The sequence below is a fragment of the Natronolimnobius sp. AArcel1 genome, from assembly GCF_011043775.1.
Lineage (GTDB): Archaea > Halobacteriota > Halobacteria > Halobacteriales > Natrialbaceae > Natronolimnobius.
Window position 1 is genome coordinate 1 of sequence record NZ_JAAKXY010000013.1, and the last position, 10276, is coordinate 10276.

The 10276-nt window shown below is 60.4% G+C and carries 10 protein-coding genes and 1 pseudogene; 3 read left to right on the plus strand and 8 right to left on the minus strand.

Annotated elements, in window-relative coordinates; translation table 11 throughout:
* Positions 1-465: hypothetical protein (locus tag G6M89_RS21895; RefSeq protein ID WP_206335675.1), on the minus strand; the 465-nt coding region annotated here is incomplete at its 3' end.
* Here G6M89_RS21895 and G6M89_RS21900 point away from each other — a divergent pair.
* Positions 458-1519, plus strand: a complete 1062-nt coding sequence (locus G6M89_RS21900; RefSeq protein ID WP_165164025.1) for a glycosyltransferase — start codon at positions 458-460, stop codon at positions 1517-1519. The genes G6M89_RS21895 and G6M89_RS21900 overlap by 8 nt on opposite strands.
* 31 nt (positions 1520-1550) lie before the next feature.
* Here G6M89_RS21900 and trpB read toward each other — a convergent pair whose 3' ends face one another.
* Positions 1551-2708, minus strand: a complete 1158-nt coding sequence (trpB, locus tag G6M89_RS21905) for a tryptophan synthase subunit beta (RefSeq protein WP_165164026.1) — start codon at positions 2706-2708, stop codon at positions 1551-1553.
* 262 nt (positions 2709-2970) lie between these two features.
* On the opposite strand from trpB, the gene G6M89_RS21910 reads away from it, so the two are divergent.
* Positions 2971-4383, plus strand: coding sequence for a hypothetical protein (locus G6M89_RS21910; protein WP_165164027.1), 1413 nt, complete (start codon positions 2971-2973; stop codon positions 4381-4383).
* A 32-nt stretch (positions 4384-4415) separates the two neighbouring features.
* On the opposite strand, the gene G6M89_RS21915 is transcribed toward G6M89_RS21910, so the two are convergent.
* The 6 genes from G6M89_RS21915 to G6M89_RS21940 form a co-directional block, all read right to left on the minus strand.
* Complete coding sequence (locus tag G6M89_RS21915; protein WP_165164028.1) at positions 4416-5279, minus strand: phosphate ABC transporter ATP-binding protein; 864 nt, start codon at positions 5277-5279, stop codon at positions 4416-4418.
* Between the two features lies 1 nt (position 5280).
* Positions 5281-6135, minus strand: coding sequence for a PstA family ABC transporter permease (locus G6M89_RS21920; protein ID WP_165164029.1), 855 nt, complete (start codon positions 6133-6135; stop codon positions 5281-5283).
* Positions 6135-7082 carry a phosphate ABC transporter permease subunit PstC gene (pstC, locus tag G6M89_RS21925; RefSeq protein WP_165164030.1) on the minus strand — a complete coding sequence of 316 codons (948 nt, stop codon included), beginning with the start codon at positions 7080-7082 and terminating at the stop codon, positions 6135-6137. The genes G6M89_RS21920 and pstC overlap by 1 nt, the downstream gene beginning before the upstream one ends.
* Positions 7083-8090, minus strand: a complete 1008-nt coding sequence (locus G6M89_RS21930) for a PstS family phosphate ABC transporter substrate-binding protein (RefSeq protein ID WP_165164031.1) — start codon at positions 8088-8090, stop codon at positions 7083-7085.
* A gap of 449 nt (positions 8091-8539) precedes the next feature.
* The gene (locus tag G6M89_RS21935; RefSeq protein WP_165164032.1) at positions 8540-9523 is read right to left on the minus strand and encodes a YeiH family protein; all 984 of its coding nucleotides are present in this window, start codon (positions 9521-9523) and stop codon (positions 8540-8542) included.
* 4 nt (positions 9524-9527) lie between these two features.
* Complete coding sequence (locus G6M89_RS21940) at positions 9528-9677, minus strand: hypothetical protein (protein WP_165164024.1); 150 nt, start codon at positions 9675-9677, stop codon at positions 9528-9530.
* Positions 9678-10083: 406 nt separating this feature from the next.
* On the opposite strand from G6M89_RS21940, the pseudogene G6M89_RS21945 reads away from it, so the two are divergent.
* Positions 10084-10276: pseudogene (locus G6M89_RS21945) on the plus strand (RNA-guided endonuclease TnpB family protein); the annotation flags it as partial.

Below are 10276 nucleotides of genomic sequence, written 5' to 3' on the forward strand. Positions count from 1 at the left end.
GAAGAAGATGACAAGGACGAGAAAGACGAGAAAGACGAGGAAGTAGATGACAAGGACGAGAAGGATGAGAAAGACGAGGAAGTAGATGACAAAGACGAGAAAGATGAGAAAGATGAGAAAGTAGATGACAAGGATGAGAAAGACGAGAAAGATGAGAAAGTAGATGACAAGGACGAGAAAGACGAGAAAGATGAGAAAGTAGATGACAAGGACGAGAAAGACGAGAAAGATGAGAAAGTAGATGACAAGGACGAGAAAGATGAGGATGACAACGATGACGACGCCGACAAGCAGAACAAATACTAATCCAATCATCACTCGAGCGATACACCGGCTGTAGTCTCCATGGCTGAAGCCGAGTGCCACCTCGAGGCCATCTATTCGACGCGTTCGTGCTGGCTTTGCCCAGCGATCTGAAAGAAGTGATTTTTTATCCTCGCCCTGCGTGGCGCGGTATATGCACATCGCGTTCGTCTCGCTCGAAACGGTCCAGCACCGTGATACCGAGACGAACCGCCGGCTGCGAACGATTTGGGAACTGCTTCGCGATGCCGGTCACGACGTTTCCGTCTTCTGTGCGCCGTACTGGGGTGGCGACCACCCACAGTTCGAACAAGACGAGATCACGTATCACGCCATCACCGAGAGCACCGACGCGCGATCCGGCATTGCGTTCCGACTGCCAATTGCACTCACCCGAGCACAGCCAGACGTCGTCCACGTCACTGCCACTCCGCCGGGCCAGGTCGCCCCCGCAGCAGTCGGCGCAACGCTCGCTCGAGCACCGCTGGTCCTCGAGTGGTACGGCGATGGCGGCGTTCAGGAAAATCGCTGGCGGCGCTGGGGGGCTGGCCGCGCTGACCGCATTCACGTTCCCTCGGAACTCGTCGCGACCTGGATCCGCGAGCAGGGACTCAGTGGAGACACAATCGATATCGTCCCGAATCCCATCGATCTCGAGCGCATTCAGTCGGTTGATCCCGGTGACGAGGTCGACGTCGTTTACGCCCGTCGACTCGATGAGGGCGCAAATCTCGAGAGCCTGTTTCTCGGCCTCGCAGAACTACGTCAAAAAGACTGGACCGCGACGGTGATCGGCGACGGCCCCGAACGCGAGGCCTACGAACAGCTCGCGTCTGACCTTCGGATTCGGGATCGTATCACCTTCCGCGGCGAGTGCTCGCGCGAGGAGCGCATCGCAGTCTACCGCGGTGCTCATGTCTTCGCTCAGACAGCCGAACACTGCGTGTTCCCGACTGAGATGTGCTGGGCACTGGCCTCAGGCTGTGTCGGCATCGTCGAGTACCACGTCGACTCGAGTGCCCACGAACTCGTGGAAGGCTGGGATCGGGGCTTTCGAACGACGAGCGAGGCAGAACTCGCGGATGCAATCGTCGAGGCTGGTGACCTCGAGCGACTGGACTATGACGACACCTTTGCTGAGTACGACCGCTCGGAGATTCTGGATCGGTATCTAGTGCAGTATCGAACGTTGCAGGACGAGCAAGGGTTGTTATAACTCGCAAAGAATTGATCCGGTTTCGGCGTGCTCAGAACTCGAACTTTTCGGCTGCCGTCTCCATGTCCTTATCGCCACGTCCAGAGAGATTCACAAGGATCGTTTCGTGTTCTCCATCCTCGGCGAGTTGGATCGCTCGCGCGACGGCGTGGCTCGACTCGAGGGCGGGAATAATTCCTTCTGTTTCGCTCAGTTCGCGGAACGCAGCGAGTGCTTCCTCGTCAGTGATCCCGGTGTACTCACAGCGCCCGACAGCGCGGAACATGGCGTGTTCGGGACCGACGCCGGGATAGTCGAGTCCAGCGGAGACAGAGTGGACGTCGACGTCCTCGTCGATGACGCGGGTTTTCATGCCGTGGATCACATCATCAGTTCCCTTGGCGAGCGGGGCAGCGTGCTTGCTCGAGTCCGCACCTTCGCCGCCGCCCTCTGCGCCGTAGAAAGCAACGTCGTCGTCGCGGAAGGCGTGAAAGAGGCCGATAGCGTTCGAGCCGCCGCCAACGCAGGCGACTGCGGCGTCGGGAAGGCCGCCCGTTCGGGCCTGGAACTGCTCGCGAGCTTCCTCGCCGATGACGGACTGGAAGTCCCGGACCATCCGTGGGAACGGGTCGGGGCCGACGACGCTGCCGACCAGATAGTGCGTCTCCTCGACGTTCTGTGCGAAGTCCTCGAGTGCGGCGTCGACGGCGTCGGCAAGCCCTTCGTTGCCGCGCGTGACCTCGTTGACCTCCGCACCCATGAGTCGCATCCGGAATGCGTTCATTTCTTGGCGCTCGACGTCTTTCCGGCCCATGTAGATCTCGGTCTCGAGGCCGAGCAGTGCGCCGACCATCGCGGTTGCGGTGCCGTGCTGGCCAGCGCCGGTTTCGGCGATCAGTCGCTCGCGGCCGGCGCGTTTGGCGAGTAGTGCCTGCCCGAGTGCGTTGTTGATCTTGTGCGCGCCGCCGTGGAGCAGGTCCTCGCGTTTGAAGTAGATATCCGCGCCGTAGCGGTCGCTCAGGTTGCCCGCGTAGTATAGCGGCGTCTGTCGGCCGGCGAACTCGGCCAACAAATCGCGAAACTCGTCCTGGAAGGCCTCAGTCGTCGCAACCTCATCGTAGGCAGTCGCGAGTTCCTCGAGTGCGTCCTCGAGCGGTTCTGGAACGTAGCGGCCACCGTAGCCCTCGAAATCGCCGTCTCTGTCGGACATACGTCAGTTCTGGTAGCCGACCACCGTAAATGATACTATCGGGCGAACGTGCTCCGACCGGCCAGCGGTCACCCACCGTTCGGTCGACCTGCTGGAACTTGTGTTGTCCGGTAGTCTGAGCAATGCCGGCTTGACGCTTATCTGCTCGAGTGTGGTAGCACTCTGTCATGTCTGCTGTTGCCCATGTGACTCTACAAGAGGCGCTCGCTCGTCCGTCCAGTGGCTGGCTCCGGCGACTCGAGTCCGCAATGGTGATCGCCTGATGCGCATCTCGAGTGTACTCGCGGGCGAGCGATCAACGCCGTACGGCTTGCCGAATTTCGACTCAACGACGGTGTTCGTTCGTGCCACGGCCAGCGCTCTCCGCGGCGAGGAGTTTCCCGGACTGGAGATGATCAACCCGAGACTTACCCCGCTCGCAAAACGAGTGAATCACTTGCCACGGCGCGTTCGGTCGGGCATCTATACGCGAGGTGGCGCGAACGAGGGTATCGATCCCGACGACCTCGGTGATATCGATGTCGAGCGATTTCGTGAGTGGGTCGTCGACCAGTATCCGGAGCGTGGTTATCCCGCCGTCATCGTTGGCTCGAGTAACGGTGCCGCGGTTCACCTTGCGGCCTTGCTCGGCATTCCGTGGCTACCCCAGACCTTTCTCGTGCCGATCAGACGCGAGATGGGACCAGATGCCATCCGCGAGGACATTCAGTGGGGTCGCGAACACGCCCAGCGGTTTCTCGAGGCAAATCCCGACGTCTCACTTCACCAGATGCACGACCCGAATCAGGATCGGCTGATGGTGCGCAAGTTGGGCTACTTCCGCGTGAAATCTCGCACCCTGGGGCCGGCCTACGAGGAGTTTCTCGAGACCGTCCTCGAGCCCGGCGGGACGATCATCTCCCTCGAGTGTGAGTACGACTGGCCGGCAATCAATCTCGGCGAGCGCCATCGCTTCCAACTTGGCGGCTGTGGCGGGCTCTCGCCCGAGGAGTACTACGAGGGCAGCGACGCCGTAGCCAGATTCCTCGAGCGCCACGAGGCCGGGATTCGTCAGTGGGACGTGCCCGAACCGGATAAGCGAGGGCCGGAAGCCGAGTGGGGGTTCGAGCCTGCACTTCGCGAAGACATAGAGCGGTTTGCAGCTGAGCAGGACCACGACGTTCGCCGGCTCTCGTTCGATGATCCGCGGGATTTGAGCCCGTTCGTTGCCAACCTGTACAGAGAGCAGTACGCGGCTCGTGGAGACGCACCCGACCGGCTGTTCGCCCAGTCGTTCGCCTTAGTCGAGCCGTGGTGGACGATGCGAACTGGCTCGGTTCCGTACTGGCTGGCGTTTAACACCAACCCCGACGCCAACCACCTCGAGGACTATCTCTCTGACACAGCACCCTACGACGAAATCCGGACGAACCTATTTGCACACGGTGTCGAATCGGCCGGTTTGGCTTCGATTGATCGGTGGCGAGCCGTTCTCGCAAACGCAACGCAGGAGTACGGATTCGTCGGCGTTGACGAACGCGAGTTCCCCTACGATGTGGAGGTGCAGGTCCGCTATCACGAGGATATATCCGAAACGATTACGCACCGACAGCCGCTTCTGGCACCGCTTCCGTTCGATGAGTTTACCGAGACAATTGGCGAGCGGGCCGAAGAATACGCACTCGAGTGGGAGTAAGCGGTGGTCGCTGTGCGTTTGCACTGTGGTCGTCAGTTTGGGGTGACCTGCTCGTCGACCACAGGTTGGTCGTCTGACGCTGTGTCAGTCGCGTCACTGTCGGTATCGTCAGCAACGGTCGTATGGCCACCGACGAACTGCTTCGTTCGCTCGTGCTGTGGGTTTTCGAAGAACGAGCGCGTGTCGTTCGTCTCGACGACGTCGCCGAGATAGAGGAAGAGCACGTCGTCTGCGAGGCGTCTGGCCTGTTCCATGCTGTGGGTGACCATGATGATCGTGTACTCCTCTTTGAGGTCGGCAAGGGTCTCTTCGACCTGCTCGGCGGAGAGTGGATCAAGCGCCGAGGTCACCTCGTCACAGAGGAGGACGTCGGGTTCTGCGGCGAGTGACCGAGCAAGACAGAGGCGCTGAATCTGGCCGGTCGAAAGCTCTGCGCCGGGTGCGTCGAGTCGGTCGTTCACCTCGTCCCAGAGGTTGACCTTCCGCAGTTGGGTTTCGACGATGTCGTCGAGTTCCTCGCGCGAGTAGTCGCCGTGGATCTTCGGCCCATACGCGACGTTGTTATAGATGGAAACCGGCAACGGCGTCGGTTTCTGCGGGACGTAGCCGACTCGTCGGCGAATCTCCGGCAGCGGCTCGTCGGTGTCGTAGACCGGTTCGTCCTCGAGGAACACTTCGCCGCTGATGTCGGCGTTTGGCTGAATCTCGTGGAGTCGGTTGAGCGACTTCAGCAGGGTCGACTTCCCACAGCCCGAGGGGCCGATGATGGCCGTGAGTCTGTTCTCGCTGAAATCGACGCTGACACCGTTAAGCGCCGTGACGTCTCTGTCTCCGGTGTACGTTACCTCGAGGTCGTCAGTTCGGATGACGGGGGTATCGGTGGTGTTCTGAGTCATGTTATCTCCCTCCTGGGGTAAAGCGGGCGTAGCGACCCGCAAGTAGTTTCGATGCGACGATCAGTGCGAGCACGGCGACGATGAGGACGAATGAGGCGGCGTAGGCGTGCGACCGGACTTCAGCGTTGAACGACGCCGCCTGTTCGAAGATGAGGATCGGCAACGTTGTCGCCGGATCGAACGGTCCAGCCGGCATCTGCGTGCTTCGGCCGGCGGTAAAGAGGACGGTCGCGGCATCGCCGATTCCGCGGGCAAAACCCATGATGACGCCGGCGATGATCCCTGGTAAGGCCGACCGGACGGTGACGCGCATCGTCTCGATGCGGGTCGCACCGAGACCGTACGACGCCTCCTTGACCGTGTCGGGCGCAGACTGCAACGCCTCGTCGGCGTAGCGAGTCATAATCGGGTACTGGAAGATGGCGATGGCGACGATCCCGAAGATCAGACTCGTCTGGGCGCCGACGGCGATGATCACCGTCAAGACGAACACACCGTACACAATCGGCGGCGTCCCCCAGAGGACGTTCAGGAACATGTTGATCACGTCCGACGTGCGCTCACTCGAGTAGTCACTCTGGAGGTAGATGGCCGTCGAGAGCGAGAGGACCATCGCGATAACGGTCGCCGGGACGACGATGAAGAGGCTTCCAAGCACGGCATGAAGGAAGCCACCGCCGCCATCGAGCATGTACCTCGAGCCTGGCGGCGTGATCACGACTGCGGGATCGGTGATGAACACGCGTCCGCCACGGTATATCGTCACTCCGATGACGAGTGCTAAGACGCCGACGATGAGCGCGGCACTGGCACGGGCGAGCAGCCCGAACAGTCGCTGTTCGGTGTATCGATCCATCAGTACTGCCACCTCCGTTTGAGGCGGCGACGAACGAGCATCGCCCCGAAGTTAAACAGCCAGACGATGACGAGCAACAGCAGTCCGACGAAGATCAGCGCAGACTGCGTGAGCGGGATCGACATCAGTTCGCCGAAGTCGTTGACAATCAGCGAGGGCAACGTCTCGCCGGCGTCGAACGGCGACTCGGGAATCGCTGTTTGGCCACCGATGAGCATTGCGGGAACGATTGTCGCGCCGAAGACACGACCGAACCCGAGCAAGATTGCCGAGAAGATGCCTGGCCCTGCAGCGCGAAGCAGCACGGAACGGATGGTCTCCCACTTCGTCGCGCCGACGCCGAGCGAGGCTTCGCGTAACTCATCCGGCAGCGCCTCGAGCGATTCCACCGTCAGCGAGATCATGAAGGGCGTGACGATGATCGCCATCACGAGACTGACCGTGACGATTCCGAGGCCGATACTGTGGGTGCCAAGTGCGGGCGCGAGATAGTCACCGACGAACGGGACGACGACGATCAGTCCGACGAGGCCAAAGATGACGCTCGGAATCGCCGCCAGCACGTCGATGAACGAGGAGACGATCACCTTCATCCGTCCCTCGGCGTACTCGGCGATGTAGATTGCCGCGAGAATCGCAATCGGCGTCCCCATTGCCATCGAGAGCACGGTCACGTAGATCGTGCCGACGATAGCCGGCAAGTAGCCGAACTCCTCCTGTGCGGGATCCCAGTTCGACGAGGTCAGCATCTCGAGCAGGGAGTGCTCGGAGACAATCGGGATCGATTGCTGGACAAGCGTCAGGACGATTAGCCCGAACAGCACGACGGCGAACAGTCCGGCACCAATTAGCCAGTAACTGCTCAGGCGCTCGATCACCAGTCGTCGCTCGAGTCGCCCCTGGCGCTCTTGGTCAGGGGGCTGTCCATGGTCAGTCGTGGGTGCCATCTAGCTGCTCACCTCGAGTTCGAGTCCGTCGTGGCGCTCTTCGAGTCGTCCCTGTTCTTCTGCGAGTCGGTCGTCGGAAAGCGGCGCGTACCCGTTGTCGGGGACGTACTGCTGGCCCTCCGTAAGCACCCACGCAGCGAACTCCGCGGCTTCGTCTTCGAACTCCTCGTTGGCCGCGATAAACATCTCGCGGGCCGGTGGTGCTGGGTAGATACCTTCCTCGACGGCGGTGAGAAACTCGTCGCGCGTGTCGTAGAAGTCCTCTCCTGACTCGAGTGTTCCACTCTCGCTCAAATCGAGCGGGACCGGCCGGATGTTCATCTCGAGATTGCCGGTATTGAAGTCGTAGACGTAGTTGATGTTGTTCATCGACATGCCAAGCGAGTCGTTGTTGATCGCCTGGGCGATCTGTTGGTCCCCGTCGAAGTTCCCGTCGGCGAAATCCTCGAGTTCGTTCTCGGTGTACGCGTCGTCCTCGCCGCCGAGAAAGTCGCCCCACTGCTTGTACGCTGCAGAGGAGTCCGAGCGGCCGTAGACGTAGATCGGTTCGTCGACGTCGCTCTCGACGAGTTCACCCCAGTTGGTGATCTCTCGCGTGAACACGCCTTCGAGTTCGTCTCTCGTCAGGCCGTTTTCCCGAAGGTCGCTGTAGACGGGATTGTCGACGTTGATCGTCCCAACGACGGTATCGATGAGCATTGCGACGGCGAACAGTCCTTGCTCGATTTCGTCGTCGTCGGGTTCCCGTCCCATCATCGCGATGTCGACCTGTTCGTTCAGGACGTCAGAGACGCCAACGCCGGTGCCGCCGCCGGAGACGTCGATCCCGACGCCGGTGTCTGATTCGTATTCGTCAGCCCAGACCTGCATCATCGGTAGCGGGCCGACGCCACCCGAGATGCGAATATCTGAGCCGGACGACGATCCAGCGAGACATCCCGAAAGTGCAAGCGTTGACCCGGAGCCGAGGAGGCCGAGCATCGTTCGTCGTGAGTGCCCCCGCTCCATTCTGCTCACCCGTACGAACTAGAGACTTGTATCCCCTCCTTCGCCTGCAACACTTCGTCGCACAATCGGAAACCAGCAAAACTCTCGATCCCGTGCGTGGCTCTCTCACCCGCATCCTGTACTTACTGGCCGTCGCTCCCAGTCGACTGTGTCCTCGCCGAAAGTCGTGTTGCTCATTTTCACCACAGCACCCTCCTCGAGCCGCCTCGAGCGGGTATCGAGCAAACCTTCACTCACGAGAGACAGCGTCGCTTGGGCGTACATGACAGAAGTATTGCCGTATCAGCGAGTTACAGGCAGGTGATACGTTTCGATTGATCCCTGTATACGTTGGGAGCCGGTCGATTTCGACGGAGTGAGGCGCTCTCTCTAACTAGGCAATAATCCCCGGTAGTTCGGTTCGAGAGTGCTTTGGGAGAGTCATCCGACATGCTCGAGTGCCACTTCAGCTAAAACAGCGCCAGTAAGATGAGCAGCGAGAGGACGCTGGTGACGAGGAGCGAACAGAGGACGACGACGGCAGGAGTGAGTCCGGTTCGTCTGAGATTCTCGAGTCGGATTTCGGTACCCAATCCGACGAATGCGATGACGAACAGCCAGTTGTAGGCGTTTTCGAGCGAGGAGAGCTGTGCCGAGGAGAGGACGCCTGCACTGGCGACGACAGCGAGTGCGAGAAAGCCGAGTACGAACTTCGGAAACTCATCCCAGAGCGTACGGACGGACGGCCGTGCACCGCCGGCCTCACGAGCGTAGTAACTCGCATACGCGAGGACGACAGCCCCGATGAGCGCATTTCTCGAGAGTTTGGTCATCGTTGCCCACTGGCCAGCCACGTCGGAGTGGGCGAAGCCAACGGCGACGACTGGTCCCGTCGAGAACATGCTAAGTCCGGCCCAGGTGCCAAACACCATTCCGGACAGACCGAGCAGGTCACCGACGACCGGATAGACCACGATCGTGATCGCATCGAACAGCAGTACTGTCGCGGCTGCATACGCGATCTGTTCCTCTCGAGCGCGGATCGCACCTGCAACGGCGACGACTGCCGACACGCCACAGATGCTTGCGCCGGATGCAAGCAACGATCCCATGCGGTCTGCCAATCCGAAGACAGTGCGCGCCAGGAGTTCAACGACCAGAAGCGTCGTTGCAGTTACCGCGACGACCAGTAAGAGCACGTAGCCGCCGGCCTCAAGGACGCTCTCGAGCGAAATCGACGCCCCCATGAGAACGATCCCGGCACCTAACCACAGTTTATGCGTCGCGATTCCGGGCTCGAGTCGCGCTGGAATCCCAACGGTGTTCGTTGCGAGAAAACCGAGTGCAATGGCGAGCAAGAGATGGTTGAAGCCAAGTGACAGCGCCGCCCCTCGAGCGAGGAGTGCACCAAGACAGAGGACTGCAATCCCTGGCACCAGCCGACGAGCACTCATTGCCTCACCACGGAATTGGCAACTCGAGTCCACCGACCAGTACAACGATGATCGCCCCGACGAGAACGCTCTGCCAGTCACGCTCGAGGGCCATCCAGCAGTTCATTACGGCGTCGACGGTCACCTCCACCTCGTTGAACGGCATGTGTTTCATGTTCGGTGAGCCACCGTAATTAACTGTTATCGATTCCGTCGAAGATAGCGGACCATATTTCTGGTACCTGCGACGAGTTTGTTGCCGAATTGACTATCTTACGTCGCCAAGCGGACGCATCGGCCCGGATGCATCACTCGAGGTAACCACTCCGGTCTGATTGCTACCCGCGTGTCGAGCGCGCTGTTCAGCATTACACAAGGTGGAGCCTCCGGCCTCAAGGAGCGACCGAAGCGTAGCGAAGGGGGCGAGTAGGCCGGAGAGGACAGCGAGGGATCGGAGATCCATCGGGCCGTGCGAACGGGCCTGCGGCCCGTGAGCAGAAACCGACATGGTACGACACAACCGGCATACTGCACCCGACTGACTCCCGGATATATAAGTACCGCCGGTACTTCTCTGACGTATGGACGTGCGTCGAACCGCCGTCGTGAAACTCGCCGTTTCCGACGAGCAACGCGACGCACTCCACCGAACCGCCGAGCAATACCTGTACTGCGCGAACCGAACCGCTGACTACTGTTGGTCCGAAATCTCTCCCACCGAGTGCAAGACCAACAAACGGCGGGTTCGTGACGCGCTCTACACCAAACTTCGAG

Excerpts from the sequence above, each read along its gene's own strand:
- G6M89_RS21920 (WP_165164029.1), bottom strand. The coding sequence starts at position 6,135 with ATGGATCGATACACCGAACAGCGACTGTTCGGGCTGCTCGCCCGTGCC.
- G6M89_RS21910 (WP_165164027.1), top strand. The coding sequence starts at position 2,971 with ATGCGCATCTCGAGTGTACTCGCGGGCGAGCGATCAACGCCGTACGGC.
- G6M89_RS21930 (WP_165164031.1), bottom strand. The coding sequence starts at position 8,090 with ATGGAGCGGGGGCACTCACGACGAACGATGCTCGGCCTCCTCGGCTCC.
- G6M89_RS21935 (WP_165164032.1), bottom strand. The coding sequence starts at position 9,523 with ATGAGTGCTCGTCGGCTGGTGCCAGGGATTGCAGTCCTCTGTCTTGGT.
- trpB (WP_165164026.1), bottom strand. The coding sequence starts at position 2,708 with ATGTCCGACAGAGACGGCGATTTCGAGGGCTACGGTGGCCGCTACGTT.
- G6M89_RS21900 (WP_165164025.1), top strand. The coding sequence starts at position 458 with ATGCACATCGCGTTCGTCTCGCTCGAAACGGTCCAGCACCGTGATACC.
- pstC (WP_165164030.1), bottom strand. The coding sequence starts at position 7,082 with ATGGCACCCACGACTGACCATGGACAGCCCCCTGACCAAGAGCGCCAG.
- G6M89_RS21915 (WP_165164028.1), bottom strand. The coding sequence starts at position 5,279 with ATGACTCAGAACACCACCGATACCCCCGTCATCCGAACTGACGACCTC.
- G6M89_RS21940 (WP_165164024.1), bottom strand. The coding sequence starts at position 9,677 with ATGAAACACATGCCGTTCAACGAGGTGGAGGTGACCGTCGACGCCGTA.